The organism is Kribbella aluminosa, assembly GCF_017876295.1.
In the GTDB taxonomy this organism is placed as follows: Bacteria; Actinomycetota; Actinomycetes; order Propionibacteriales; family Kribbellaceae; genus Kribbella; species Kribbella aluminosa.
In genome coordinates, this window is the sequence record NZ_JAGINT010000002.1 from 1430607 (window position 1) to 1456952 (window position 26346).

The following is a 26346-nucleotide window of genomic DNA, read 5'->3' on the forward strand; positions in this document are numbered from 1 at the left end:
GGGAACCGGCTAGTGGTGCAGCTCGAGGTTAGGACACCTCACTACCTGACCGCCGCTGTTCCCGTCCTCCGTCGCTTCGGTACGGCGTTGTCGCGGCGGCGCGGGCTCGCGATCGTGCTCGCGGTGACGGCCGTCGCCGTACCGCTCGGCCGGTTGGTTCCGATCGTCGGCGGCCCGGTGTTCGGCATCGTGCTCGGCGTTATCGCCGGCAGCGTGATCCCGGTCCTGCGCTCCGAGGTCTGGCGCCCGGGCTACGACTTCGCCTCGAAGACGCTGCTCCAGTTGTCCATCGTCGTACTCGGCACCGGGCTGTCGTTGCAGCAGGTGGCGCGGGTCGGCGTCTCGTCGCTGCCGGTGATGCTCGGCACGCTCGCGATCGCGCTCGGCGGCGCGTGGCTGTTCGGTCGCATCCTCGGCGTCCGCGGCGACACCCAGACCCTGATCGGCGTCGGTACGGCGATCTGCGGCGGCTCGGCGATCGCGGCGGCCACCGCGGCGATCGGCGCCAAGCGCTCCTCGGTCGCCTACGCGATGGCGACGATCTTCACCTTCAACATCGTCGCGGTATTGACGTTCCCGCCGCTCGGCCACCTGCTCGGGATGAGCTCGGAGGCGTTCGGCCTCTGGGCGGGTACGGCGGTCAACGACACGTCGTCGGTGGTCGCCGCCGGGTACGCGTACAGCCAGGCGGCCGGCGATCAGGCGATCGTCGTGAAGCTGACCCGGTCGCTGACGCTGATCCCGATCGTGCTGACGCTGGTCGCGCTGAAGATCCGCCGCGAGAACCGCGCGGCCCGGGCGCTCGACGCGACGTCGGACGGCTCCTATGCGGGCGCCACGGCCTCGATCCGCAAACCGTTGCCGTGGCGCAAACTCGTACCGCTGTTCCTGATCGGCTTCGTCGCCGCCGCGGGCCTCCGCTCGGCCGGCGCCGTACCGTCGAGCTGGCTGCCAACACTGACTCTCGTCGGCAGCACCCTGATCACCGCCGCACTGGCCGGGATCGGCCTGTCACTGCGCCCCCGCGAGCTCCGCGACGCAGGACCCAGGCCGCTCTTCCTGGGAGCGATCCTCTGGATCCTGGTCGCGGTCGGCAGCCTGCTGCTTCAGTCCTTCTCGTAAGCGGCCTTACGTTCCTGGATCGCCTTGATCCGCGGGACGTCGAGCTTGTTGCTGCGGTCGAAGTTGTAGATGCCGTTCTCTTCCTGGAACACGTCGGTCAGCTGCGTGTAGCAGTAGCCGAACATCAGCTCGTTGTCGAGCAGCGCGTCGATCAGGCCGGCGAAGCGGACGTAGAAGTCCTCCTCGGTCGCGACCCGCTGGCCGTAGCCCCAGGAGTCCGCGGAGTTCCCGCTCCTCCCGGCGGCGGCCTTCTCGGCGTTCCACCAGATGCCGCCGAACTCGCTGCAGAAGTACGGCTGGCCGTCGTACGCCAGGGAGAGCGGCTTGTCGTCCCGGGTGTTGCCGTACGGCTTGTCGTTGACGAGGTCCGCCATCTGCTTCGCGAACTCGGCCGGGTCCTGCTCGTAGTTGTGCGAGTCCCAGACGTCGGTCTCGGGGACGCGGTGGCTGTAGCCGGACGCGTCCAGCACCGGGCGGCTGGTGTCCGCGGCCTTGGTGGCCAGGAACATCGCGCGGGTGACGTCGTCGAGCTGGGTGATCCGGTCGTGCAGCAGCTGGTGCGTCTCGTTCAGCGGGCACCAGCCGACGATGCTCGGGTGGCTGTAGTCCCGCTCGACCGCCTCCAGCCATTGACCGACGTACGTCGCGGTCGGCTGCTGGTTGTCGTTGCCCGTGTCGCCGACGCCGGAGCCCCAGTCGCCGAACTCGCCCCAGACCAGGTATCCGAGCCGGTCCGCGTGATACAGGAACCGCTCCTCGAACACCTTCTGGTGCAGGCGCGCGCCGTTGAACCCGGCCGCCAGGCTCAGCTCGATGTCCTTGACGATCGCCTCCTCGGACGGCGCCGTCATCAGGCTCTCCGGCCAGTACCCCTGGTCCAGGACGAGCCGCTGGAAAACGTGCTTGCCGTTGATCAGGATCGCCTTGCCGTTGATGCTCACCGACCGGAGTCCGGCGTAGCTGTCGGCGGCATCGGTGATGTTGCCCTCGGCATCGATCAGCTCGAGGCGGACGTCGTACAGATGCGGGTCGGTGGTGTCCCAGAGCCGGACGCGGTCGGCCGGCACCTGCAGCGTGAGACGTGGGGCGAGGTCGAGGTCGGCGCGTACCTCGGCGGTGGTGATCTCGCCGTCGGCGTCCTTCAGGTATGCCTTGATCTTGTAGCCGGGCTTGTTCGCGGAGACCGGCACTTCGAGGTGGAAGCTGGAGCCCGCGACGTCCGGGGTGATCCGCGGCCGCTTCAGGTGCACCGTGGGCACGGCTTCCAGCCATACGGTCTGCCAGATGCCGGTGGTGCGGGTGTAGAGGCAGCTGTGGTTGGCGTACAGCTGGCTCTGCTTGCCGCGGGCCTGCGGGCCGCGGTGCGTATCGCGGGCGCGGACGACGACGGTCGCCTGCTCGCCGGGCTTGGCGACGTGCCGCAGGTTCACGCTGAACGGGGTGAACCCGCCGCGGTGCCGGACGACCTCCTCGCCGTTCACCCAGACGGTCGCGTCGTGGTCGACGGCCTGGAAGTGCAGCACCGCGTCCTTGCCGTCCCAGTCGGCCGGGATCGTCACGGTGGTGCGGTACCAGACCGCCTCCATGAAGTCGACGTCCTCGATCCCGGACAGCTCGGTCTCCGGGGCGAACGGTACGACGATCCGCCGCTCCAGCTCACGCTCCCGGAGGCCGCGCTCCAGTCCGGAGTCCGACCGGTCGATCTCGAACTGCCACTCACCGTTCAGGTTCAGCCAGTCGGGCCGAACGAACTGCGGACGCGGGTACTCCGCACGAGGCTGCGTCATGAACTCTCCCGTGATGCTGATCTGGTAGGGGCAGCAGCACTTTACAACGTTGAAATAGCCTGGGCAACGGCGTACCGACCTCAGCTTCCCGCCAGTCAGCCGACTGGTTTCCGACCGATCGCCTCGAGCGCGAGCGCCTGCGGGCGTGGTGCTCTTGCCGTCAGGTAGGCGACGTGTGCGCGGAACAGGCGAGTACGCCGAGCCCGGCGCGTGCGACAGCCGCCGCGGGAAGCTCGGTCAGGTCGGCCGACGGGCGCGCGAACGCCATCAGCGTGACGGCTTCGACCGCGCAGTACACGACGTTCAGGCGCAGGGTTCTGTCACCGGTCATGCGGCCTGCGTAGGCGGCCGGGTGAAGAGCGCGGCGTTGAGGAAGTCCGCGGCGAAGGTGCCCGGGCGGTCTGCACGGTCTGCGCGGTCTGGTGGGTCTGCGCGGACCGCGCGGAGCTCGATCGGGGTGAGGCCGGCGAAGATCGTGCGGAGGTCGTCGAGCGAGAACGCCATACCGCCGTACGTGTCCCCCGTGGCGACGACATCGAGGTCGCTCGGCGCCTCCATCCGCTCCGCCGCGAACGTCACGATCCCGAACCGCCCGCCGGGCCGCACGAGCGGCAGCACCCGCTGCAGATAGGTGATCCGCCGGTGCGGCGCGATGTGGTGGAAGCACCCGGAGTCGTACACGACGTCGTACGCACGCTCCGGCAGCGGATCCCGCAGTACGTCGGTAGTCGTCAGCGTGACCGCGCCCGGCATGTCCGGCCGAAGCCGGTCGAGAAGATCCTCCGCGAGGTCGATCCCGTCGACGATCGCCCCCTGCCCGGCGAACCATCGGGTGTTCCGCCCCGCACCACACCCGACATCAAGAACGCGGGCCCCGTCGAGCTCCCCGAGCAGCCCGCGCTGCTCCCAATCCACCAACGCCTCGTCGGGAAGCTGCGTCGCGAGCGGATGCCCCGGCGTGGTCAGCAAACCGCTCCAGTACTCCGCAGCGGACGCGTCCGACCGATCACCCCGGCCGCTCGCACTCACCACCCGATCCAGCACGTCCAGCAATTGGTCCACGGTATGAATCCGAGTGTCCGTCACCTCCGAATTCTACTGCAGAACAAGGCGAATCTCGTCCTCCAGGACCTTCGCGTAGCAGTACGTCGAGGGCTCGTTCACGTACTTGCCCCATGGGTCGGTGCGCGCATACCCGCTCGACTCGTAGAGCGCGATCGCCTCGGGCTGCCGATGCCCGGTGGACAGCCGGAGCGCCGGGTGGCCAGCCGCGCGCGCCGCCTTCTCGAGCGCCGCGAGGACGGCCCGCGCGAACCCACGGCCGCGTGCTTGCGGAGCGACGTACATCCGCTTGAGCTCGGCGTCGCCGGGGTGCTCGCTGCCGGGCCCGAACGTCTGCAGCGCCCCGCATCCCACCGCGTGCCGCCCGCCGTCGAGCACGACGAAGTACCGCGCACCGACCTTGACCCGCGAGCGCCCTTCGGCCCCGTATCGGCCGACCAGTTCCGCGAACGCGGCCTCCAGAAGCGCCACCAGCTCCGGGTCATACGGCGGTCGCTCCTCCACGATGTGCTCCACCCCCGCATCGTAAAAGCAGCTGAGCCAGTACGCCGAGGAGCCTTAGGCTGATCCTCGATGCAGCGTTCCTGAAGGTGTAGGCAGACCGCGGCAGGCCCCGAACGGGGTCGGCCCGACACGGCATGCCCACACCGCGCTTCGACCACCCCGTCGATCGCAACCTTCCAGGAGCACCCGTGCCCAGCACCAACAACCACCCGCCCACGGAGCCCCCGCCCACGGAGCGCCCGCCCACGGAGCGCCCGCCCACGGAGTACCCGCCCACGGAGTACCCGCCCACGGAGTACCCGCCCACGGACCACCCCCGCACCGAGGCCCCACTCACCGAGGCCTGGCTCACCGAGCCCCCGTTCACGGACCACCCGCTCACCGAAGCCCCGCTCACCGAGCACCCGCCGCCCACCGACCGTCCCTGCACCGAGGCCACGCTCACCGAGTTCCCGCTCACGGACCACCCGCTCACCGAGGCCCCGCTCACCGACCGCCCCCACACCGGGCACCCGCTCATCGACCGCGTTGTACTGCGCACCATCGACGGTGCCGCCGACCTCCTCGCTGGGGACCTGCGAGCGATGCCGTCCGTGCACTCCATCCGCCAGACGTCCGCCGACACTGTCGAGTGCACCCTCGACGGACCCATCGACGAGCTGGCCGCCTGCCCGCACTATTCGACGGTCGAACTCCCCGACCTCGACCTGTCCCTCCGGACCGGACTCCTCAGCACCCTCGCGCCTCCGATCAGATTCCGCGTCGGCACCTCCGATCCCACCCGCCGCCACCACCTGATCGCCGCGACAGAACACCATCACGGCTGGCAGAACTCCCCCGCGAACTGGGACGTCAACCTCACAGACTCGCCCGACGGTTGCATCGCCCAGTTCGGCCCACTGACCTGGACCCGCCGCTTCGGCCGGCCCGAACGGTTGCCGTGGTCAACCAACCTGATCGTCGCCGAAGTCCTCGTACGGATGGCGAAACTCCGCCCCGGCCACCGCCTCCTCGACCCGTTCTGCGGCACCGGCACAATCCTCCGCGCCGCCCACCACCACGAGCCGACCACCCACCTGCTTGGCGCCGACCACCACCGTCCCGCCCTCGAACTGGCCACCCAAAACGCCCACCCCACACCCACCCAGCCCATCGAAAAAGCTCACCTCACGGACGCGCAGCCCGTCCAAAGCGCTCACCCGACGGACGGGCAGGCCGTCCTAAACGCCCACCCCACCGACATACAGCCCGTCCAAAACGCCCACCTCACGGATGCGCAGGCCGTCCTAAACGCTCATCTCACGGACGCGCAGGTCGTGCAAAACGCCCACCCCACCGACATACAGCCCGTCCAAAACGCCCACCTCACGGACGCGGAGCCCGTCCTAGACGCTCACCCCACGGATGGGCAGGATGTCTGCGGCGCTGACCGCACGGACGGGCGGGCTGTCTGGGACGTCCACCGCACGGACGGGCAGGCTGTCTGCGCCCATCCCACGGGCACACCCCGGGTCGTCCACGCCATCGTCCCCGGGGGGTTGGTGGTGGGTGGTGCTGGTTTTGCGGGGGTGGAGGGGGTTGTGCCTGGTGCTGGTACGGCGGTCGTCGGCGAGGGCCGGGTCGGTGTGGGGGCGTTTGGGGTGGTGGAGGCTCGGGCGGAGGCGCTTCCCTTGGCTGATGGGTGTGTGGATCGGGTGGTCGCGAATCTGCCGTTCGGGAAGCAGGTCGGCAGTCATCGCGAGAATCGGCGCTTGTATCCGGCAGTGCTCGCAGAGCTCGAGCGGGTGCTGTCGTCCGACGGGCGTGTGGTGCTGCTGACCGAGGACAAGCGGCTGTTGCGAGCCGCCGTACAGCAGACCTCGTTCAAGGTCGTGCGGGAACGGTTGCTCAGATACAACGGAGCGACTCCGACGGCGTATGTACTGACTCGCCGCCGGCAGTCTAGGACCGGACCTTCCCGGTAGCTGCGCCACACAGCTGAAACTGCTCTGGCGGCGGTACGTGACGGCCGCGATCGGGCTCGCGACCGACACGGCGGCGCTAGCGGTGGTTGCGTCGGAGCGGTGTGAGGCGAGCCTGGGGCGGTTGTACACGTTGGAGGTGGGAGCCGTCGCCGTCGGCCGTCGGCCGCCGTCGCCTCCTCCTCCTCCTCCTCCTCCTCCTCCTGCCGCTGCCGCTGCTCCTGCTCCTGAGGTGTCTTCACAGGCTGGCGGCGTGTTTTCCCAGCGCGGTGGGGCGGGGCCGCCCGGATAGCTCCGTAGCCGGTCGGTGTGCATGTGTGGGCATACCGACTTCGCCGGGGGTGCTGGGCGCGAGTCGTCAGTACTCGGGTGGACCTGCGCCAGGTCAGCGGGCGTGGTCACGGGCGGGTGAGGCTGGGGTGGGTTGGGGTTCGCTCCATGGGTCGATCGGGGTGGGCTTCGGGAGCCCGTGCGGCGGCTTGTCCTGGTGACTGGTTGGAAGAGGCTCGCCCCAGATCGCTAGGTAGGTCGCGGCGCGTAATGCTTCCGGATTCTGGCCGTCCGATCGTGGGTCCGTGACCGATCGGCTTACGGCCGTACGGCGCGGGAGTGGATCTTCGAGGCGTACGTCGGCCGTGGGCGTTCGACCGGCGTCGGAGTGGCCGGGCGATGCCGGTGCCGGTCCTGGTGCAGGTGGCGGTGCTGGTGCAGGTGGTGGCGGTGCTGGTGCAGGTGGCGGTGCTGGTGCTGGTGGTGATGCGGTGTCCGGGGGTGGGCCTGGGTGGGATGGCGGGTCGGCCCAGGTGGGGCGGGCGACGTGGACGGTGTTGCTCGTGATGGTGATGTTCCAGTGGCCCTTGTGGAGGTCGGTGTGGTGCCGGCGGCAGAGCAGCACGAGGTTTGTCAGGGCTGTCGGGCCGCCGTCTATCCAGGAGATGAGGTGGTGTGCGTCGCACATGACGGGTGGGGCTGCGCAGACGACGCAGCCGCGGTCGCGGGTGTTCAGGGCGCGGCGGATGGCTTTGGTGACGAGGCGTTCGCGGCGGCCGACGTCGAGGGGTTCGGACTGTGAGCCGAGGACGATGGGGATGATGTTGGCGTCGCAGGCGAGGCGGCGGATGGTGGCTGCGGACAGGCCGTTGCTGTAGACGGTTTGGCCGATGGCGTCGGCGGTGGCTGCTTTGAGGTCTTCCAGGTCGATGGTGACGGTGATGTTCGCCTTGGCCCCGAACCCAGGCACCACGTCGCTACCCGTACCGGTCGTCGCGGTAGCACCTGCAGGAGTCGTCGCCGTGGCACCGGTGCCGTGTGTGCGGGTTGGCGTCCCATTCCCCAGGTCGGCGGTTGCCCCGTGGCTCGGGCCGGCTGGTGCAGCTTGGGTCGGGTTGGGCGTTGCAGCGTGGGCCGGGTTGGCTGTGGACGCGTTGTTCGTGGGGGTTGCTGTGGTGCGGGGGTCTGCTGTGGTGGGGGTGTTTGGGGTGGGGGTGTTGGTGGTGGGGCGGGGGATGGTGGGGGATGGGGTGCCGGCGTCGAGGGCGGTGGCGGCGAGGGTCAGGGTTGTGGTGAGGGCGTCGGCTTGGCGTTTTTCGCGGGAGCGGGGGTCGGGGGTGCCGTCGAGGGTTTTGTGGGGGCGTGCTCCGGTGGTGATGAGGGTGCGGAGGAGTTCGGCGTTTTCGTTGGCGAGGTAGCCCTTGAACTTCACGCCGCGGTCGATGGAGGCGAGGGTGAGGGTTTCGCGGGCGGCGGCTTTGTGTTCTTCGGGTTCGGGGCCGTCGGTGTCGAGGATGTTGCGGGCTGCGACGGTGGCTTTGCGGAGTTCGGAGGGTGGGAGGTGGGTGAGGGCGGCGAGTTCGCGTTCGGCGCATTCCAGGTCGGGGGGCCGGGACGGTGTTGGGGGTTTTTTCGAGTTCGAGGACGATGGCTTCGGCCTGGGCGGGGTGCAGGCTCAGCTCGTCCAGGCACCCGGTGATCACCTGGTACTTGGGGAGGGACCGGGCGAGTTGCACCTCGCGGTGGGCGCGGTAGTGGTCGAGCCGGAAGCGGTACTCGATGAACTGGCAGGTGTCACGGGCACCGACGCGTTCGGCGTAGCCGGCCTTGTCAAATGCGGCGATCATGCGTAGGCGGTCGGTGTGCAGGCGTGCGGTGTCAGCGACGTTCTGGTCGAGGGCGCGCACGAGTTCCTGCTCGCTCATCAACTCAGGTGCCCGTTCCATGCAGCAAACTCTAGACACGCCCTCCGACAGTTTTCAAAGCCGGATCCCCTTCAAAACAAGGGAAAAATGTTATCCACAGATCTACGCAGCGACCACAAGCCTGTGGATATTGCCTAAGGCAACTATAGGGCGAGCAGTCGGGTGCCGTTCTCCCAGCACACCGCGCGCAGCCAGTCGTCGCCGAGGTCCAAGGACTCCAGTGACGTGAGCTGTACGGCGTACTCGTAGGGGATGTTCGGGAAGTCCGATCCGAGCACGATCCGGTCCTGCAGGTCGCGCAACCGCGGCACCAGTTCCCGCGGGAACGGCATCATCGCCTCGACGAACGGCGTCAGCGCCATGGTCGTGTCCAGATGCACGTTCGGGTACGACGTGAGCGCCAGATGCTCGGCGTACTCCGGCATCCCCAGATGCGCGATCACCGCCGTCAGCGAAGGATGCCGCCGTAGTACCTCGCCCATCGGCCCCGGACCGGTATGCCGCCCGGGGATCGGCCCCGACCCGCAGTGCACGACGACGGGTACGCCGGCCTCTGCCAGCTGTCCCCAGACGTCGTCGAGCTCGCCGGACCGCGGGTCGTAGTCGCCGACCTGCACGTGCACCTTGAAGATCCGCGTCCCCAACTCGAGGGCTTCACGCACATAGGAAGCCGCCGACCGCTCCGGAAAGAACGTGCCACTCGAGACACAGCCCGGTGTCCGGGATGCAAAGTCGCGCGCCCAGGAGTTCAGCGACTCGGCCATCCCCGGTTTGTGCGGGTAGACCAGCGCCGGAAACGCCCGTACACCAAGGGAATCCAGTGTCTTCAGCCGTTCCTCCACCGACGTCCGATAGGTGATCGGCCACTCGGTTCCGTAGTGCGAGGACGCCTGGTCGAAGTAGGCCCAGACCGCGTTCAGTACCCGGTCCGGCAGGAAGTGCACGTGTACGTCGACCAACCCGTCGAGCCCGAGCCGCTGCCACCACGCCGGCACGTCGGAGTCACGCATCGGCGACCCACAGATCGGTGAGGCCCTTGAAGTGTGCGAAGAACTTCTCCTGCTCGTGTGGCGGGTACGTCGCCGCCACCGTCGCGCGCAGCACCCGCTCGAAGTCCGGTCCCGCCACCCAGTCCCGGACGCGCAGGTCGAAGTCGCCGAGGTGGGCGGCGCACCACTCCTGGTACTTCGCCGTCTCGAAGTGCTCGTCCGCGAGGGCCAGGTACCCGTCCAGCTTGGCGTCGTAGTCGAGGTCGGGATTGTCCGCGATCTCGAAGTACCGCTCGGTGTGCAGGTCGATCGACGAGCGCCTGCCGGTCGCCAGGCAGAACACCGACCACTTCACCAGCGCGCTCAACGCCCACGGGAAGTAGTAGTGCAGCGACGTGACCGCGACGTCCGGGCAGGCGTTGGCGTAGTCGATCGGGTACACGTCGTCGCCGGCGACCAGCATCTCGCAGGAGTTGAACTCCCAGCCGAAGAACGCGTTCACGATCCGGCTGATCGCCACCGTCTGATGCCCCGCGGACGGACTCAGGAAGTCGTGCGAGACGGCGTACCGGTTGTGCATCGGCTCGTCCGGGCGGAAGTCCATCACCATCGTCTCGGCGCCGATCGACAGCGCCCGGGCGAACTTGTCGTAGTCGACGGTGGCCTGCAGGTGCATCAGCATCTCGCCGGACTCGTCGTACGCGCGGTGCAGGTCGTCGGCGTTCTCGATCCGGGACACGCCCCGCCAGCCGCCGCCGTCGAACGGTTTCATGTACAGCGGGTACCCGAGGTCCGCGGCCAGCGCGTCCAGGTCGAACGGCTGGTTGTACTTCGCCGACGTGTACGCCCAGCGCACGTTGTTGACCGGGTTCTTGTACGGCACCAGCACGGTCCGCGGGATCTTCAGCCCGAGGCGGAGCATCGCGCAGTACGCCGAGTGCTTCTCCATCGACTGGAACGTGAACGGGGAGTTCAGCAGGTACGTCCCGTTCATCAGCGCGGCCTTCTTCAGCCACTCGCGCGGGTGGTAGTACCAGTACGCGAGCCGGTCGATGACGAGCCCGACCCGGACCGGATCGTTCAGGTCGAACGGCTCGATCGTCAGCCGCCGGGATCCGAACTCGTGCTCATGCCCGTCCAGGGAAACCGGCCCGACCCGCTGCAGCAGCGCCTCGAACGCCTGCGGCCAGTCCTCCTCGGCGCCCAGCAACAACCCGATCAGATGGCGGGAGCGGTCGGTCACGGTGGTCCTCCGAAGTTCGGCGTGGATTCGAGGGTAGACCGGACCGCCACGCAGGCAGAACCCCGTCCGGAGTGCCGCAAAGACCCCCGATTCCGGGGTTCTGCCTGCGTGGAGGTCCGCCTAACAGAACCGCGGCAGATGGTGGGCGATCTGCTGTCGCCACCACGGCCAGTCGTGGGCGACGTCGTACCCCCAGAGGTCGAGCTCGTGCGGGATGCCCTTCGCCTCCAACAGGGCGGCCGTGGCGCGTGCCGACGGCAGGGAGCCGGTCGGGTTCGTCTCCCAGTCGCCCTGCCCGACCGTGAGCAGGATGAACAGCCGCGAGCGTAACCACTCCAGGTGGTCGCCCGACAGCCCGGGCAGGTAGTCGGCGGGGTTGTTGAAGTACGTCGCGTGGCCGCGCTCGCCCCACGCGTGCCAGCTCGCCGCGTCGTAGTTCCCGGACTGGCAGATCGCGACCGGGAACAGGTCCGCCCGCTTCAACGCGAAGTTCAGCGCGTGGAACGCCCCGAGACTGCACCCGGTCGTGATGATGTCCGCGCCGCCCGGCGAGTCCGTCCCGATCGTCGGCACCACCTGGTTCACGATCCAGGACTCGTACAGCTCGTGCCGTCGCGCGCGGAGCTCCAGCTGGATGCTCCGGTCCGACCAGCTGACGTGGTCGTACGAGTCCACGCAGTACAACTTCACCCGGCCCGCCTCGATCAGCGAAGCGACCGCGTCGACCATGCCGTTGTTCTCGTAGTCCCAGGCCCGCCCCTGCTCGCTCGGGAACACCAGCACCGGGCGGCCGAAGTGGCCGTACCGGATCAGCGTGCCGCGGCGGTCAAGCCCCGGCGCCTCCAACTCGACCTGCTCCCGTTCCATCGGCCCCACCCCAGGTCTGTCGCAGTAGTTCCGTCAGCTCAGGATCCAGTACATCCCGCCAGGCTGTGAAGTTGTGCATGTCGGGAGTTTCGTCGAGTACGACGGACAGCCCGAGCTCGGCCAGCTTCGCCGCCAGCACCCGGTTGTTGTGCACGTTCTCCTCGGTCGTCCCGGCCGTCATCGCGACAAGCGGCGTACTCGGCGCCGCGGCCGCCGTCAGCACCTGCTCCACGAACCCGGCGACCTGGGCGAAGCACTCGAACTTCGACTCCTGCGGATCGGTCTCCGGCGTGAAGAACGACCCCGACTGCAGGAACAGCCCGGAAAACGTGTTCGGAAAGTGCCATTCCGCATGCAGTGCCGCGAGCGCGCCGAGGCTCGCCCCCATCAGCACAGGCCGCCGGCTCCGGTACTGCGCCTGCACGGCCGGTACGACGTACTGCGTCAAACTTGAGGCGTACTGCGGATTCGCCGCGTACCAGAGGTTCCGCGACGTCGGCCGGAGCAGCGCCAGCCGGAACGGCGAGAGGCTGCCCGAGGCAACGAGAGCCCCCGCGTAGTGCGTGAGGCCGGCGTACGACGCGAACTCGGGGCCGTCGTGCGCCAGCAGCAACGGCAGCTCGAACCCGGGCGCGATCCCCTCCGGCGCCCACACCTGGACGTCGACGGGCCCGACCGGCGAGTCCACGGTCAGCGGCGTCAACGTCGACGGCAGCGGCGGTACGGCGATCCAGGCCGGCTCGACGTACCCGGGCAGCGGCAGCCACGAGTGGTCCCCGAACGCGCCGCCGACCACCCGCGGGTTGGTCGGATCGGTCCGCATGCCGAGGTCGGCGATGTCGAACAGGTATTCCATCCGGTGCACCGACGGCCGCGGCAGCCGCAGCTCCCAGCCGTAGCCGACCGGCTTGAACTCGAGCAGCTCCGCCGGAAGTCCCAGCTCCTGCCACAACCGGACGCCGGTGAACGCATGCGGAGCGTCACCGAGGCGGAACACCACCTCGGCCCCTTCGACCGCGCTCACGACACCAGGCATCCAACCAAGGTACCGGCGGAAACACTGACACAAGCTGTCAGCGATGGCTGTCTATCGTGGGAACGTGGTCGATCTCACCGACATCCGCGCCATCACCGCGGACCTCCCGCGCAGCTACGAGGTACTGGTCCGGGACCGGATCAAGTTCCGCGTCGGCCAGATCGTGTACCTCGCGGTCGCGGCCGACGAGCAGACCATCGGCCTGGGCTTCCCGCGGGAGGAACGCGCCGCCGCGCTGGCCGCCGAACCGGACAAGTTCCTCCCGCCGCGCCCGTCCGACGAGCGCTTCCAGTGGATCGAGCTCAACCTGGCGGCCGTCGAGTACGACGAACTCCGCGAACTGGTCCTGGATGCCTGGTCGATGTGCGTCCCGAAGAAGGTCCGCACCGCCTATTTCGGGGACTGACCGACCACGACCGGCGTGTCCGCACTGCCGATCAGGCCGAGCAACTCGGTGGCTTCGGCCGCGACTGCCTGCTGTTCGTCTGCGGTGAGCGGCTCGTGGGGGGTGATCTGCAGACTCGTGCCGCGGTGGTGACGCCAGTCGGCCCGGTAGTCGCCGTCGATCAGGACGGTGCCGATCGCGGCGCCGTTGCCGGGCGGGAGCGGCACCGGGCGTCCGGCCGGGTTCACGCGCCGCCGGTCGGCGTGCGACAGCAGCAGGTTGTCGTACTCCGGGAGGAACCGGACCGGCGCGGGCGTCCCGGGATCAGGCAGCGGTCCATCCGGTACGTCGAACAGCTCCCGCCCGTCCTCGTCGGCGTACACGCGCAGTCCGGGGCGGAGGCGGTCCACCACCTCACGCAGCTTCGTCAGGCCCGACCAGGTCTGTACGTCGGCCACGCTCGCCGGGCCGAACACCGCCAGATACCGCAGTACCAGGGCGTCGATCGAGGGATCCGGCACCGGTGGACGGCCCAGCCAGCTCTCGATCGTCTGCAGCGCGGCCGGGCCGGTCTTTCCCCACACGCCGCGCGGAGTGACCTGGACCGTGCCGGTCAGGTAGCTCACGGCGTACGCCAGCGCGTTCGCGTCCCAGTCCGGCCAGCGCTCGCCGAGCACGTCCCGCAGCCGGGCGCGGCTGTACGGCTCCCGGCTCAGCAACTCGGCGCCAAAGGCAACGACCGCGTCGACGTCCGCCCCGGCCAGCTGCTTGCCGAACGAGCCCCGGAGCCCACGGTCCGCGACCGGATGCACAAGCCCCCACAACCGCAGGCAGTCGTCGCCCGTGACCAGGTGAATCGTGGCCCGCATCAGTGAAGCCCGGACGGCCTGCCGTGCGGTCATCAGCGACGACAGCTCGGCCGGGTCGAAGTTCTCCAGCCGGGACCACAACGCGACGTACGCCGCCAGCGGCGCCTGCGCCTGGAGCCCCACCAGCCGCTCGATCAGCTCGGCCGCCGATCCGGGTTCCCGGCGCAGCAACTGCTGCCGTTGCAGGAACGCACGATTCAGCTCACGCCGGCTGAGCACACGGGTATTCACCGCGACAGCCTACGAAAGCCACGGCCGGTCATCCTCAGGTAGTAGACCGGAACCATCCTGACGGCCGATGGGTACGCCGGTTCCGCGAGCGACTCTGGAGATATGAACGGGGACTTCCTGCCCCGACGCCAGTCGGCGTCGGCGCTCAGCCAGATCGTGACCGTCGTGATCCTGCTTACTGCCGCAGCGGTAGGGGTCTGGATGTTCGTCTAGGTTTCCCAGCGGACGTCCGCCTCGCCCGGCCGGACCACTCCGGCCTCGTAGGCGACGACGACCGCCTGGACGCGGCTGGACAGGCCGAGCTTCGACAGGACCGAGCTGACGTGGGTCTTGACCGTCGTCTCGCTGACGAACAGCTTGGTCGCCAGGTCGCGGTTCGACAGGCCGCGGGCCATCCAGACCAGGATCTCCCGCTCGCGTTCGCTGAGCTGCGCCAGCAGTCCGACCCAGCGCGGGTCCGGTTGCGCCGGCGCCTGGCTCGCCGTACCGCCGTCGAACTGCCGTTCCAGCTCCATGCAGCGCTCCAGCAGCACCCGGGTCGACGCCGGGTCGACGAGCGAGTCGCCCCGGTGCACCGCGCGTACGGCGGACACCAGCAGATCAGGGTCCGTGTCCTTCAGCAGGAACCCGGACGCCCCGGCCCGGACCGCCGCCAGCACATACGCCTCGTCGTCGAACGTGGTCAGCACCAGTACGGCGGGACGCGCCCGCCCGGCCGCGCGGTTCGCCGCGGTGATCCGCTCGGTGGCGACCAGGCCGTCCATCACCGGCATCCGGATGTCCATCAGCACCACGTCCGGGTCGTACTGGTCGATCAGCCGGAGCGCGTCCTCGCCGTTCTCGGCCTGCGCGACCGTGCTCAGGTCCGGCTCGTGGTCGAGGATCATCGCCAGGCCCATCCGGATCACGCCCTGGTCGTCCGCGACCAGGATCCGGATCGGCTCGCTCACTTCTGCGGCGGCAGCCATGCCTGCACTCTCCATCCACCCAGGGGGCCGGCCGCGACGGCGAGGGTGCCGCCGACCGCTGTGGCCCGTTCCCGCATCCCGATCAGTCCGTTGCCGCGACCGCTTTCCTTGCGGCGCGCCGTCTCCAGTACGTTCACCGGCGGCGGGCCGCCGTTCCCGTTGTCGTCGATGGTCAGCAACTCGCCCTGCGGTCCACTCTGCCAGGTCACCCGCGCCGCGGTGGCCTTCGCATGCACCATCACGTTGGTCAGCGCCTCCTGGATGATCCGGACCGCGGTCAGGTCGGTCGCCGAGCTGAGCTGCCGCTGCCGGGGCGGGAGCACCATCGTGACGTCGATCCCGACCGCCTTCAGCCGTTCACCCATCCGGGCCACGTCGGCCAGGTCCGGCACCGGCGCGGTCCCGCCGCCCGAACCGGTGTCGCCGGCGATCTGCGGCGACGCGGTGTTCAGCACCCGTACCGTCTCGCGCATCGCGGCCAGCGCCTCCTTGCCGCTGACGATGATCCAGCGGATCGCCTCCCGCAGTACTTCGGGCCGCTGGTCGGCCACCCGGTCCGCGGCCTGCGCCCGGATCACCACCGCGCTGACGTGGTGCGAGATCACGTCGTGCAGGTCGCGGGCGATCCGGGTCCGCTCGGCCACCGCGGCCCGCTCGGCCTCGACCGAACGCAGCCGGACCAGTTCGGCGTTCCGCTGCTCCAGCAGCGCGACCGACTTCCGGCGCCGGCGGGTGTCCGCGCCGAGCAGCACCATCCCGCAGATCAGTGCCTCGGCGAACACGAACAGTGAGACGTCGATGTACGTGTACAGGCTGCCGAGGTCGCGGGGCAGGGCCTTGTACCGCGGGCCGTGCAGCACCGCCCGGTTGACGTGGCTGAGGACGATCGCGACCACGGTCGGCAGTCCGATCATCAACCCGGCCAGGCTGCCCATCGTGAAGAACAGACAGGTGAACCGCCGGACGCCCGCCGACGCCGCCAGGTATCCGACGACCAGCAGCGGGACCAGGTGGATCTCCGACTGCAGGGCCGCGTCGCTGATCTCCGGCTGCCCGAAGATGGTCAGTCCGAGCTGAGCGGCCAGACCGGTGCCGACCGCGGCGTACAGGAACGGGTACAGGACCGAGACGATCACCAGCATGGTCCGGGGGATCCGCCGCGCGAACGCGACCGTGGCGACCAGGAAGGACCCGGTGACCACCGAAACCGCCGGGTTGTGCGGGCGCAGCCAGGTGTCGTTGATCAGGTTCAGCGCCGCGAACCAGATCACCCCGACGACCGCAGCAACCAGCAGATCCTGCTGCCCCTGCGTCAATCGCCGCCAAAGTCCCATCACGTCGCCCAGCGTAGTCAGCCTCTGTTTGCTGAAGCTTCATCTGACCGGAGGGGCGTTCTCTCCAACTTTTGGAGGAGGCTCGGCGTCCGAACTGATACTCAGGGCCGACAGATAGGGCTGAAGGACGGTCCCTGGGACGGATGCGTCGACCGCCCTGATCAGAAAGGCTGTACCCCATGACGGAGCACCTCCCGCACCGGGCGCCGCGGACGCGGTTGCTGTCAGTGGCCGGCGTGGTCGGGGTCGGTGCGGTCGCCGGGTCGCTGCTGATCTGGCACCAGCAGGTCGGGGACGCCGTGGGCCTCGGCGGGGACAAGCGGCCGGTGGTGTCGACGAACAGCGCGCCCGCGTACAGCGTCCCGCCCGCGACGGCGACACCCACTCGGACGCCCACAGCCCGCCGTACGACGACGACTCCGTCGCGGACCACCACGAGTCCCACCGAGAAGTCCACGAAGACGACGACCCAGGTGCCGCGCGAAGAGGACATCGACGCGCTCTCCCCGAAGCTCCAGTCCCGGCTGAAGAAGGCCTTCGCCGCCGCGACGGCCGACGGCGTCCCGATCCGGATCAACTCCGGCAGGCGCAGCGCCGCGAAACAGCAGCGCCTGCTGAACGAGGCGATCGAGAAGTACGGCTCGTACGCGGCGGCGACCCGCTGGGTGCTGCCTCCCCAGTACTCCGCCCACGTGCTCGGCAAGGCCGTCGACATCGCTCCGGCGGCCGCGATGACGTGGCTGGACAAGAACGGCTGGCGGTACGGCATCTGCCGCCGGTACGACAACGAACCGTGGCACTTCGAGGCGATCACCACGCCAGGTACGAAGTGCCCGCCGCGCGAACCACATGCGCTGGCCAAGGCAGACAACTGACCAGGGGGATCCTGAAATGACCATGACCTACGCCCAGCCCTTGACCCGGCGCTACACCCGCGCCCGGCTCGCCGTACCCGCCCTCTGGCGGCAGGTGATCCGAACCAGTGACAAGGGAGAGCACACGATGGCGGAGCCGGACCGGTCCGCGTACACCCAGCTGGAGATCTACGACGGCGTCCTGGCCGCCTTCGAGCGCCGCGACGAGGTGGCAGCGGTACTGCGTTCCGCCGCCGACCGTCCGGCCGCCGTACGCCGGTTGCGCGCCGAGTTCGGGCTCAGCCACCTGCAGGCGACCACGCTGATCGACCTGCCGCTGACCACCGAGTGCCGGGACCGGATCGCCCGCCGCGCCGAGGAGCTCCGGACCGCCCTGCACCGCTGATCCTGCGTCACATCCTGCTTCACGGTCCGTGCGCGAGCCGCATCTCGGTGGTGGCGGCTCGCGCCGACCTGCGGTATTTGCCTGCCGTGGGGAGGATGGAAGGGTGATCACGATCGAGCAGGCCGGACGACTGCGCAAGGCCGGGGTGCTGTGGGCGCCCGGCGCCGGGGACCGGTTCGTCGTACCGGACCGGGACATGGACGACGACGTGTTCGTGGTGAGCGACATGACCGTCGAGGTGCACGACTACCAGGGCAGCAAGGTGATCGGCTTCAACGGCACGACCGAGTGGGCCCTGGACAGCATCGAGCAGCGCGAAGTCATCTGGCTGCCGCGCGAGGAGCAGCTGCGCGCCCTCCTCGGCCGGCACTTCCGCTCCCTGGAAGCAATCCCCGACGGCTACCGCATCACGCTCACCGACAGCGTCCACACCGCCCCGGACGCAGAACAGGCGTACGCCGACGCGGCGATCCACCTCCTCGGCGCCTAGACCCGCCAGTACTGCTTCTTGTCCTTGTCCTTCACGGTGTAGCCGAGGTTCGTCAGCTCGTCGCGGAGTTCGCGCAGGTCGGCCTTGCCCTTGTCGCCGTCGTCGAAGGCCTTCGAGCGGACCTTGAGGATCGCGTTCACGGCCGGCGGCAGGTCCGGGTCGTCCTCGATCCAGCGCCGGAAGTCCGCCTCGCGCGGGTCCCCGGCCTCGGACCACGGGTACCCGTGGGCGCGGAACGCGGCCGCGATCTTCGGTGTCTCGGACTTGAACTGGTCGTGCTTCTCGCGGGCCAGCTCCCGGGAGCTCGTGTCCTGGAGGACGATCTCCTTGCCCTCCAGGAACGCCACCGACACCTTCTCGCGCGGCACGGCCACGGTCTTCTGGTGCTTGAGGAACTCCACCGACCGGTTGCTGATCGTCACCCGCAGCGTGTCGTCGAGTGCCATCCCGGCCAGTACGACGCCGACAACCAGCCCGACCAGTACGCAGATCACCACCACCCACCAGCTGTCCCAGGCGGCGATCAGACGCAGCGGTCCCTGGAACGGCACCCACTCGTGACCGCCGGCCCAGTGCGCGATCCGCGGCAGGAAGAAGCCGAGCACCAGCCCGGCCAGTGGCAGTCCGCCGAACAGCAGCACCTTGTCTCCGGCCGAGTGCCCGATCACCGTGCTTTCCGGCGTACCTGTCATCGACCCCATGTCCTGAACGTAACGTGCGCGCGCGAAACTTAAGTATCGATCGACGGCAACCGAAGGAGACCGAGTGTCCGACGGAATCTGGCTGCGCTTCCTCAGCGGCCCCGACATCGACGCACTCGGTCTCACCCGGCTGGAGATCGTCGACGCCGTCGAGGAGGCGGTCCGCGAGCACGGCGAGGGCCGGACCGCGTTCGAGCCACGCGTCCACCTCACACCGGACAACGGCGGCATCGGTCACTTCAACATCCTCCGCGGCCACCTCGACGGGCTCGGTGAGCACGGCATCAGCGGCGTGAAGGTGGTCGGCGACTTCGTCCCGAACTACCTGAGGGGCCTGCCCAGCGAGCTCGCGATGGCGACGCTGTTCGACCCGACCACCGGCGTACCGCTCGCGGTGCTCGACGCGACCATGATCACCGCGGCCCGGACCGGCGCGATGACGACCGTCGGGGCGCGGCACCTGGCGCGCCGGGACAGCAAGATCCTCGCGCACGCAGGCGCCCGGGGTACGGCGTGGTGGAACGTGACCATGCTCGACGACCTCCTCGACCTCGACGAGATCCGGGTGACGTCCGCGCGCCCGGAGTTCCGGGAGAAGTTCGCCGCGGACCTCGCTGTGGAGCTGTCCACGCCGATCCGGGTGTGCGCGACCGCGGCGGAGGCCTTCGACGGCGCCGACGTACTCGTCGAGGCCACCCGTCTCACCGAGCCCGAGCCGCTGCTGCGGACGGCGGCCGTCCGGCCCGGCGCGTTCGTCGTACCGTACGGGACGGTCTCCGCGGTCGAGCTGGACCTGCTGGACGTGATCGACAAGGTGGTCGTCGACGACTGGCGGGAGGCCCGGTCCGGCCGCTTCGGGTCGCTCCGCCGGCACGTCGACACCGGCCGCCTGTCGCCGGACACCCTGTACGCCGAGATCGGCGAGATCGTGGCCGGCCGCAAGCCCGGCCGCGAAACCCCCACCGAACGTACCCTCTTCTGGCACCGCGGCTTGTCCCTCCTGGACGTGGCCATCGCCCACCTGATACTCCGCCGCGCCGAGTCCGCCGACGCCGGCACGATGCTCCGGTTCCACTGATGATCAAGGAACCAAGCGATCTGGATCCGGCCGGCGCCGAACCGATCGAGCTGGCACCCGCCCTCCTCGAGCGGCTGGCCGCCATCCGCGCCGAAGCCCTGCAGACGTTGGGATCCGGCGACCCGGTGTACGGCGTGAACACCGGGATGGGCAACCTCAGCAAACGCCGCCTCACCGACAACGAGCAACGCCGCCACCAACGGAACCTCCTCCTCGCCCGCGCAGCCGGCGGCCCGCCCTGGCTGCCGCCCGAAGAGGCCCGCGCCGTCCTGATCGGCCGCCTCCGCACCTTCCTCACCGGTGACGCCGCGGTCTCCGTCGGCCTCGTCAACCAGTTGGTTGCCCTCATCAACAGCAGCCACGTCCCCGCGATCCCCTCCGAAGGCGCCGGATCGGCCGGCGAGATCATCCCGCTCGCTCACGCCGCTGGCCCGCTGGTAGGCCTCGGCTGGGTGACCGACGGCGCCGACGTGCGCCCGGCGGCCGGGCTGCTGCCGCCGTTCGAGCTCGGGCCGAAGGAAGGTATCGCCTTGCTGGCGGGCATTCCCGGCGCCACCGGCCGCGCCGCGCTGAACGCCACCAGAGCACGCCGCCTGGCCGATCACCTCACCGCGGTATCCGCCGGAGCAATCGCGGTCGTCGGAGCGAACCGCGATCCGTATCAAGCTGTGGTCGGCCGTGGCGACGACGTACTGGCCGCCGAGCTCACGCGCCTCAGAGAGCTGGCCGGCCCGGAGCCGGACCCACGCGGCTTGCAGGCGCCGGTCTCGTTCCGGATAGCCGGGCAAGTAGTCGCGCATGTACGGCGAACCCTCCAGCAGCTCGACGACGCCGTGGAGCGCGCGTTCGACGGCGTCACCGACTCACCGGCCTACCTGGACGGCGAATTCGTCGGCACCGCCGGATTCCACGGCCTCGACCTGACGGCGTACTGCGACCACCTGACCGCGGCTCTCGCCCACGCGGCCGAGGTCTCCACCGCCCGCCTGCACCGTCTCCTCGACCCGACCGTGACTGGGCTCCATGCACAGCTGGCCCGCGATCCCGGACCACAAGCAGGCCTGGTAGCAGTCCACAAACGCGCCGTCGCGATCACCCATCAGCTCCGTCGCCTGACGTTGCCCACGGCAATCAGTACGGCGGAGACGTCCAACGGCCAGGAAGACGTCCAGACCTTCTCCTGGGAAGCCGTCGGCAACCTGGGCGAAGCGATCCGTCATACCCGCGAAACAACAGCCTGCGAACTCCTCGCGGTACGGCAAGCCTTCGCGCTGTCCGAACGCCCGGTCCCACCCGGCCTTCAACCTCTGCTGGAGGCGGTCGACGACGTCGTACCACCGATCGACGCCGACCGCCCGTTCGGCGACGACCTGACCGCGATCCTCACCCACGTGCTCTAAGCCGGCGCCCACTCAGGAACACCTTGACAGCGCCGCCGGCTGCCGTGCATTGTTAACCACATGGTTTCAGAACCATTGAGTTATGAATCTGGATTGACCGGCGTCTTCGCGGCGCTCGCCGATCCGACCCGGCGCGCGATCCTCACCCGGCTGAAGGGTGGTGACGCCACCGTCGCCGAGCTCGCGGCGCCGTTCAGCATGTCGCAGCCGGCCGTGTCCAAGCACCTGAAGGTGCTCGAGCAGGCCGGGCTGATCAGCCGCTCGCAACGAGCGACCGCGCGGCTCAGCCATCTCGAGGCCGAGCCGCTGCGGAGCGCGGTCGACTGGCTGATGGACTACCGGGCCTATTGGGCGGAGAGCTTCGATCGGCTCGACGACCTGCTGGAGGACTTGTGAAGATCATCGCTGAGCCCGGTTCGCCGCAGGTCGTCATCATCCGGACGTTCAACGCCCCGCGGGAGCTGCTGTTCCGCGCGTACACCGAGCCCGACCTGGTGAAACGCTGGCTGGGGCCGGCCGGGCTCGAGCTCGTCGTCAACCAGCTCGACCCGCGGCACGGCGGCCGCTGGCGCTGGACGCACTACGACGCCGCGGGCAAGGGCTACGTGTTCCACGGTCTGTACCACGGTGAGCCGACGCCGGAGCGGATCGTGCAGACGTACGAGTTCGACCAGGCGCCGGGCACCGTCTACCTGAACCTGATCACGTTCGACGAGGCCGACGGGGTCACCACCCTCACTCAACGGACCGTGTTCTTCGCGGTCGAGGACCGGGACCTGTACGTCGACGGCGGCATGGAGCGCGGCATCCGCGCGTCCATGCAACAGCTGGCGGACCTCGTCACCGAACTGGAGGCAACCTCATGACCCTCATGGATGGCAAACACGCGATCGTGTACGGCGCGACCGGACCGATCGGCGGCGCGGTCGCTCGAGCGTTCGCCCGGGAAGGCGCCACCGTCCACCTGGCCGGCCGGACCGCCGAAACTCTCGACCGCCTGGCCGCCGAGATCCGCACTGCGGGCGGCAAGGCCGAGGTCGCCGTCGTCGATGCGCTCGACGAGCAGTCGGTCGACCGGCACGCCGCCGTCCTCGACCGGATCGACGTCTCGTTCAACCTGATCGGCCACAAGCAGTACTTCGGTACGCCGCTGGTCGACATGTCCCTCGCCGACGTCGAGGAGCCGGTGCGGAACATGCTGCGCACCTTCTACCTGACGTCCCGCGCGGCCGCCCGGCGGATGATCCAGCAGCGCTCCGGCGTGATCCTGACCTTCGGCGGGTACGGCGACCCGGCGGCGAACCTCGGCGGCTTCCAGGTCGGTTTCGGCGCGGTGGAGGCGCTCCGCCGCAGCCTGGCGCGCGAGCTCGGCCCGCACGGCATCCGCGTCGTCACCCTGCAGACGAACGGCATTCCGGAGTCGAACCCGGACACCTACCCCGAGGACTTCCGCCGCGAGGTCGCCGAACGGACCGCCGCCCAGACCATGCTGAACCGCGCGGCAACCCTCGCCGACGTAGCCGCCGCGGCCACCTTCGCCGCCTCGGACCGAGCCGCCGCCTTCACCGGCACTGCCCTCAACCTCACCGCCGGCGCCGTCGTCAACTAGCCAAGTCGAGCGTTCACGGGGTCGGCGGTACTTGGTGGTCGGAGTACAGGTCTGGGATCGGGATCGGCATTCGCCAGAAGTGTGTGTCGGCCTGGATCACGCCGTGCCGGACCGCGAGGTAGCGGAGCAGGCGGAGCGGGCCGGCGATCAGGACGAAGGCCAGCGGGAGCTCGACCAGGACCGCGCTGAGAAGCGCCTGGGTGAGGTCGTCGCCGCGCTGGCTGGTCATCACGTCCACCCAGGCGTCGCAGAGCAGCAGTACGCCGGACGCGAACGCGGACGGGAACACGAACTGCTTACGCTTCCAGCCGCCGATCGCGGTCAGCACCAGCATGGTCAGCAGCAGGATGTCGAACCCGACCCAGGTCGCGCCCCAGTTCCGGGCGACGTAGTGGTCGGGCAGGGTGAGCGCCAGGTACACGGTCCAGGGGACCAGCACCGCAACGCAGACCATGATCAGCACGGTCCGCCACTTGCGGATCCGGTCGATCGTCCGCCGGGACGGCAGTCCGCCCGGCCGCGGCACCAGCCGCAGGATCAACGCCCGCCGCTCCGCCGGCGTCATCGCCGCGATCTCTTCGTCGGTCAGCTGCACATCTCGAGTATGCCTTGTGATTGCATTCACAAACTTGTAGGCTGAGATCCCGAAGCAACTCCAAGGGTGAGGTGCCGAGCATGACCGAGCGCAAGCCACCGGGCATGAAGACCCAGGACTGGGTCGAGGCCCAGATCAAACAGGCCCAGAACGCGGGCGAGTTCGACGACCTGGCGCTGGCCGGGAAGCCGCTGCGGCTGGCCGACGGGCACGACCCGGACTGGTGGGTGAAGGACTTCATCCGCCGGGAGAACATCGAGACCGACGCGCTGCTGCCGTCGGCGATGCAGCTCCGCAAGGAGAAGCAGCAGGTCCACGAGAAGGTCCGCGGGATGCGCCGCGAGTCCGAGGTCCGTGAGTACCTGGCGGAGCTGAACCAGCGGATCCGGCTCGCCATCCGTGACACCACCGGCCCCGTGGTCCCGACCGGCCCGGTCAACGAGGACGCGGTCATCGCCCAGTGGCGGATGGAACGCCCCGCCCGCGAGCCGGCCACTCCGCGCTCCGCGCCGCCGAAACCGCAGAAGAAGTCCTTCTGGCAGCGTCTCTTCAGCTGAGCAGGTCCCGGGCGGCCTGCTCGATCGTCTGTTCGCTGAGGAGTACCTCGTGCGCGGCCGCGCCCAGCGGGACGTACGAGTCGTAGCTCGTCACCCGCGCAAGCCGGCCGGCGTACCCGTGGTCGATCAGCGTGGCCAGGACGCCCTCGGACACCCCGCCCGACCGGCGGGTCTCGTCGGCGACCAGCACCTTCCCGGTGATGTTTGCCTCGCGCAACAGATCCTCGACCGGCAGCGGCGCCAGCCAGCGCAGGTCGAGGACCCGGATCCCCGGCACCCGCGCGGCCACCCGAAGGCTCATCGGTACGCCGTTCCCGAACGTCACGATGGTCAGCCCGGTCCCGTCGCCGTACGTCCGCCCGCGCCCGATCGGCACCGGCTCGCCGGCGTACGGCGCCAGCCACTGCTCGTCGCCGTCGGCGTACAGGTCCCGCCGGTGGTAGAGCGCGATCGGCTCCAGGTACACGCTCACCGCGCCGGTCGCCCGCGCCGCGGCCGCGCACGCGTGCAGCATCCCGGCCGCGTCGTCGGGCCGCGACGGTGACGCGATCACGATCCCGGGGATGTCCCGCAGTACGCCGATCGCGTCGTCGTTGTGGAAGTGGCCGCCGAACCCCTTCTGGTACCCGTACCCGGCGATCCGCAGCACCATCGGATTCGCGTACTGCTCCTGCGAGAAGAACTTCAGCGACGCCGCCTCACCGCGCAACTGGTCCTCGGCGTTGTGCAGGTACGCGAGGTACTGGATCTCCGGGATCGGCAGCAGCCCCGAGACGCCCGCACCCAGCGCGAGACCGAGGATCGACTGCTCGTCGAGCAAGGTGTCGAACACGCGGGCCGGCCCGTACGCCTTCTGCAGCCCGCGCGTCACGCCGTACACCCCGCCCTTGCGGCCGACGTCTTCGCCGAACACCATCGCCTCCGGGTACGACGCCAGTACGTCGCTGAGCGCCCGGTTGATCGACTGGCTCAACGTCAACGGCTCGTCGGCGGGAGTGCGCCGCGGCAGCGCGGTCCGGATTGCGTCCGGCGGTGGGAAGCGGAGCGGTGCGGCGATCACCTCGGCCGAGGTCAGTTGCGGGAGGCCGGCGATCTCGGCCGCGATCCGGAGAGCCTCCGCCTGCTTGTCCTCATACAGCTCGACGATCTCGTCCACGGAGTAGCCCGACCCGAGCAGGTAACGCGCCGTACCCAGCAGCGGGTCGAGCTCCTCGTCCGCGGCCAGTTCGGCGGCGGAGCGGTACGCCGTCTCCACGTCGGAGCCCGCGTGGCCGAGCAGCCGGACGGTCCGCAGCCGCAGGAAGGCCGGGCGCCGGTTCCGCCGTACGAACGTCGCCGCCTCGGTCGCCAGCGAGAGCGCCGCGTCCAGGTCGGTGCCGTCCGCGTCGAAGTACCGCAGGCCGGGGCGGGAGCCGTACGCCTGCCGGATCCAGCCGTCCGGGGTGCGCACGCTGATCCCGATCCCGTTGTCCTCGCAGACCAGCAGCAACGGCATCGGCAGGCCCTGGTACGACGCGTGCAGTGCGGCGTTGATCGCGCCGGTCGCGGTCGAGTGGTTCGCGGACGCGTCGCCGAAGCTGGTCACCACGATCGCGTCGGCCGGCCACGGGGACGGTACGCCGAGCTTCGCCGACCGGTTCATCGAGAACGCGACGCCCATCGCCCGTGGCAGGTGGGACGCGATCGTCGACGTCTGCGGGATGACCGACAGCTCGTGCCGGCCGAACACCTTGTGCCGGCCGCCCGCGATCGGCTCGCTGGTCGCCGCGGCGACGCCGAGCAGGATGTCCCGCAGGCCCTCCTTCGAGCCGCACTGCGCCGCCCGGGTCAGGTAGAACGCGCCGGAGCGGTAGTGCAGCAGTGCCGGGTCGGTCGGCTGCAGGGCGGCGGCGACGGCCGCGTTCCCCTCGTGGCCGGCCGAGCCGATCGTGTAGAAGCCCGTGCCCTGGGACTGCATCCAACGGGCTGCCAGGTCCGCGTGCCGGCTGCCGAGCTGAGCGTCGTACAGGCCGCGGAGCAGGTCTGCGTCGTGCTCCCACGGGGCCGGGGCGAGGCCGCGGACGCGTTCGGCGAAGGTCCTCATTTCAACCATGATCCGGGAAG

28 protein-coding genes are annotated in these 26346 nt (G+C 69.5%); 13 read left to right on the forward strand and 15 right to left on the reverse strand.

Going from position 1 to position 26346, the window contains the following annotated elements:
* Positions 1–15 precede the first annotated feature (15 nt).
* Positions 16–1122, forward strand: a complete 1107-nt coding sequence (locus JOF29_RS28220) for a YeiH family protein (RefSeq protein WP_307863735.1) — start codon at positions 16–18, stop codon at positions 1120–1122.
* On the opposite strand, the gene JOF29_RS28225 is transcribed toward JOF29_RS28220, so the two are convergent.
* The 4 genes from JOF29_RS28225 to JOF29_RS28240 form a co-directional block, all read right to left on the reverse strand.
* The gene (locus tag JOF29_RS28225) at positions 1107–2909 is read right to left on the reverse strand and encodes a glycoside hydrolase family 2 protein (RefSeq protein WP_209697449.1); all 1803 of its coding nucleotides are present in this window, start codon (positions 2907–2909) and stop codon (positions 1107–1109) included. The genes JOF29_RS28220 and JOF29_RS28225 overlap by 16 nt on opposite strands.
* A 160-nt stretch (positions 2910–3069) precedes the next feature.
* Positions 3070–3240 (reverse strand): hypothetical protein, encoded by a 171-nt coding sequence (locus JOF29_RS28230; RefSeq protein ID WP_209697450.1) that lies wholly within the window; start codon positions 3238–3240, stop codon positions 3070–3072.
* Positions 3237–3995 (reverse strand): class I SAM-dependent methyltransferase, encoded by a 759-nt coding sequence (locus JOF29_RS28235; RefSeq protein WP_209697451.1) that lies wholly within the window; start codon positions 3993–3995, stop codon positions 3237–3239. The genes JOF29_RS28230 and JOF29_RS28235 overlap by 4 nt, the downstream gene beginning before the upstream one ends.
* Positions 3996–4004: 9 nt before the next feature.
* Positions 4005–4487, reverse strand: a complete 483-nt coding sequence (locus tag JOF29_RS28240) for a GNAT family N-acetyltransferase (RefSeq protein WP_307863736.1) — start codon at positions 4485–4487, stop codon at positions 4005–4007.
* A gap of 176 nt (positions 4488–4663) precedes the next feature.
* Between JOF29_RS28240 and JOF29_RS44765 the strand changes: the two genes are divergently transcribed.
* Positions 4664–6439 carry a class I SAM-dependent methyltransferase gene (locus JOF29_RS44765; protein ID WP_209697452.1) on the forward strand — a complete coding sequence of 592 codons (1776 nt, stop codon included), beginning with the start codon at positions 4664–4666 and terminating at the stop codon, positions 6437–6439.
* 382 nt (positions 6440–6821) lie between these two features.
* Here the strand turns inward: JOF29_RS44765 and JOF29_RS44770 are convergent, their stop codons facing one another.
* Positions 6822–8306 (reverse strand): HNH endonuclease, encoded by a 1485-nt coding sequence (locus JOF29_RS44770; RefSeq protein WP_281067534.1) that lies wholly within the window; start codon positions 8304–8306, stop codon positions 6822–6824.
* Between JOF29_RS44770 and JOF29_RS28260 the strand changes: the two genes are divergently transcribed.
* Positions 8272–8559: a hypothetical protein gene (locus tag JOF29_RS28260; RefSeq protein WP_209697453.1), complete on the forward strand. Its 288-nt coding sequence runs from the start codon at positions 8272–8274 to the stop codon at positions 8557–8559. The genes JOF29_RS44770 and JOF29_RS28260 overlap by 35 nt on opposite strands.
* A 215-nt stretch (positions 8560–8774) precedes the next feature.
* Here the strand turns inward: JOF29_RS28260 and JOF29_RS28265 are convergent, their stop codons facing one another.
* The 4 genes from JOF29_RS28265 to JOF29_RS28280 all read right to left on the reverse strand — a co-directional run bounded on the left by JOF29_RS28265 (position 8775) and on the right by JOF29_RS28280 (position 12766).
* Positions 8775–9641, reverse strand: a complete 867-nt coding sequence (locus JOF29_RS28265) for an amidohydrolase family protein (protein ID WP_209697454.1) — start codon at positions 9639–9641, stop codon at positions 8775–8777.
* Entirely contained in the window at positions 9634–10863 is a 1230-nt protein-coding gene (locus tag JOF29_RS28270) for an ATP-grasp domain-containing protein (protein ID WP_209697455.1), read from the reverse strand. Before JOF29_RS28270 ends, JOF29_RS28265 begins: the two co-directional genes overlap by 8 nt.
* 120 nt (positions 10864–10983) lie before the next feature.
* Complete coding sequence (locus JOF29_RS28275) at positions 10984–11730, reverse strand: esterase family protein (RefSeq protein ID WP_209697456.1); 747 nt, start codon at positions 11728–11730, stop codon at positions 10984–10986.
* Positions 11690–12766: an alpha/beta hydrolase gene (locus tag JOF29_RS28280; protein ID WP_209697457.1), complete on the reverse strand. Its 1077-nt coding sequence runs from the start codon at positions 12764–12766 to the stop codon at positions 11690–11692. The genes JOF29_RS28275 and JOF29_RS28280 overlap by 41 nt, the downstream gene beginning before the upstream one ends.
* Before the next feature lie 43 nt (positions 12767–12809).
* Here JOF29_RS28280 and JOF29_RS28285 point away from each other — a divergent pair, with 43 nt between their 5' ends.
* Positions 12810–13172 (forward strand): MmcQ/YjbR family DNA-binding protein, encoded by a 363-nt coding sequence (locus tag JOF29_RS28285; protein WP_245359528.1) that lies wholly within the window; start codon positions 12810–12812, stop codon positions 13170–13172.
* On the opposite strand, the gene JOF29_RS28290 is transcribed toward JOF29_RS28285, so the two are convergent.
* The 3 genes from JOF29_RS28290 to JOF29_RS28300 all read right to left on the reverse strand — a co-directional run bounded on the left by JOF29_RS28290 (position 13157) and on the right by JOF29_RS28300 (position 16553).
* Positions 13157–14251 (reverse strand): winged helix DNA-binding domain-containing protein, encoded by a 1095-nt coding sequence (locus JOF29_RS28290; RefSeq protein ID WP_209697458.1) that lies wholly within the window; start codon positions 14249–14251, stop codon positions 13157–13159. The genes JOF29_RS28285 and JOF29_RS28290 overlap by 16 nt on opposite strands.
* Before the next feature lie 209 nt (positions 14252–14460).
* Positions 14461–15201 carry a response regulator gene (locus tag JOF29_RS28295; RefSeq protein ID WP_209700045.1) on the reverse strand — a complete coding sequence of 247 codons (741 nt, stop codon included), beginning with the start codon at positions 15199–15201 and terminating at the stop codon, positions 14461–14463.
* Positions 15198–16553 (reverse strand): sensor histidine kinase, encoded by a 1356-nt coding sequence (locus JOF29_RS28300; protein ID WP_209700046.1) that lies wholly within the window; start codon positions 16551–16553, stop codon positions 15198–15200. Before JOF29_RS28300 ends, JOF29_RS28295 begins: the two co-directional genes overlap by 4 nt.
* A 179-nt stretch (positions 16554–16732) precedes the next feature.
* Here JOF29_RS28300 and JOF29_RS28305 point away from each other — a divergent pair, with 179 nt between their 5' ends.
* The 3 genes from JOF29_RS28305 to JOF29_RS28315 all read left to right on the forward strand — a co-directional run bounded on the left by JOF29_RS28305 (position 16733) and on the right by JOF29_RS28315 (position 18303).
* Positions 16733–17428 (forward strand): M15 family metallopeptidase, encoded by a 696-nt coding sequence (locus JOF29_RS28305; protein WP_209697459.1) that lies wholly within the window; start codon positions 16733–16735, stop codon positions 17426–17428.
* Positions 17429–17444: 16 nt separating this feature from the next.
* The gene (locus JOF29_RS28310) at positions 17445–17813 is read left to right on the forward strand and encodes a hypothetical protein (RefSeq protein WP_209697460.1); all 369 of its coding nucleotides are present in this window, start codon (positions 17445–17447) and stop codon (positions 17811–17813) included.
* Between the two features lie 103 nt (positions 17814–17916).
* Entirely contained in the window at positions 17917–18303 is a 387-nt protein-coding gene (locus JOF29_RS28315) for a pilus assembly protein CpaE (protein WP_209697461.1), read from the forward strand.
* On the opposite strand, the gene JOF29_RS28320 is transcribed toward JOF29_RS28315, so the two are convergent.
* Positions 18300–19004, reverse strand: a complete 705-nt coding sequence (locus JOF29_RS28320; RefSeq protein WP_245359532.1) for a YqeB family protein — start codon at positions 19002–19004, stop codon at positions 18300–18302. The genes JOF29_RS28315 and JOF29_RS28320 overlap by 4 nt on opposite strands.
* A 64-nt stretch (positions 19005–19068) precedes the next feature.
* Between JOF29_RS28320 and JOF29_RS28325 the strand changes: the two genes are divergently transcribed.
* Genes JOF29_RS28325 through JOF29_RS28345 form a run of 5 tightly spaced genes read left to right on the forward strand, consistent with a single transcriptional unit; the run spans position 19069 to position 23091 of the window.
* Entirely contained in the window at positions 19069–20082 is a 1014-nt protein-coding gene (locus JOF29_RS28325; RefSeq protein WP_209697462.1) for an ornithine cyclodeaminase family protein, read from the forward strand.
* Complete coding sequence (locus JOF29_RS28330; protein WP_209697463.1) at positions 20082–21482, forward strand: aromatic amino acid lyase; 1401 nt, start codon at positions 20082–20084, stop codon at positions 21480–21482. The genes JOF29_RS28325 and JOF29_RS28330 overlap by 1 nt, the downstream gene beginning before the upstream one ends.
* 60 nt (positions 21483–21542) lie before the next feature.
* A complete protein-coding gene (locus tag JOF29_RS28335; RefSeq protein ID WP_209697464.1) occupies positions 21543–21878 on the forward strand; it encodes an ArsR/SmtB family transcription factor in 336 nt (111 codons plus the stop codon).
* Positions 21875–22348 (forward strand): SRPBCC family protein, encoded by a 474-nt coding sequence (locus JOF29_RS28340; RefSeq protein ID WP_209697465.1) that lies wholly within the window; start codon positions 21875–21877, stop codon positions 22346–22348. The genes JOF29_RS28335 and JOF29_RS28340 overlap by 4 nt, the downstream gene beginning before the upstream one ends.
* Positions 22345–23091: an SDR family NAD(P)-dependent oxidoreductase gene (locus JOF29_RS28345; protein ID WP_209697466.1), complete on the forward strand. Its 747-nt coding sequence runs from the start codon at positions 22345–22347 to the stop codon at positions 23089–23091. The genes JOF29_RS28340 and JOF29_RS28345 overlap by 4 nt, the downstream gene beginning before the upstream one ends.
* Positions 23092–23104: 13 nt before the next feature.
* Here the strand turns inward: JOF29_RS28345 and JOF29_RS28350 are convergent, their stop codons facing one another.
* Positions 23105–23686, reverse strand: a complete 582-nt coding sequence (locus JOF29_RS28350) for a hypothetical protein (RefSeq protein WP_209697467.1) — start codon at positions 23684–23686, stop codon at positions 23105–23107.
* A gap of 80 nt (positions 23687–23766) precedes the next feature.
* Here JOF29_RS28350 and JOF29_RS28355 point away from each other — a divergent pair, with 80 nt between their 5' ends.
* Positions 23767–24243 (forward strand): DnaJ family domain-containing protein, encoded by a 477-nt coding sequence (locus JOF29_RS28355; RefSeq protein WP_209697468.1) that lies wholly within the window; start codon positions 23767–23769, stop codon positions 24241–24243.
* Here the strand turns inward: JOF29_RS28355 and JOF29_RS28360 are convergent.
* Positions 24236–26326, reverse strand: a complete 2091-nt coding sequence (locus JOF29_RS28360; RefSeq protein WP_245359536.1) for a thiamine pyrophosphate-dependent enzyme — start codon at positions 26324–26326, stop codon at positions 24236–24238. The two genes, JOF29_RS28355 and JOF29_RS28360, sit on opposite strands and share 8 nt — an antisense overlap.
* Positions 26327–26346: the final 20 nt, after the last annotated feature.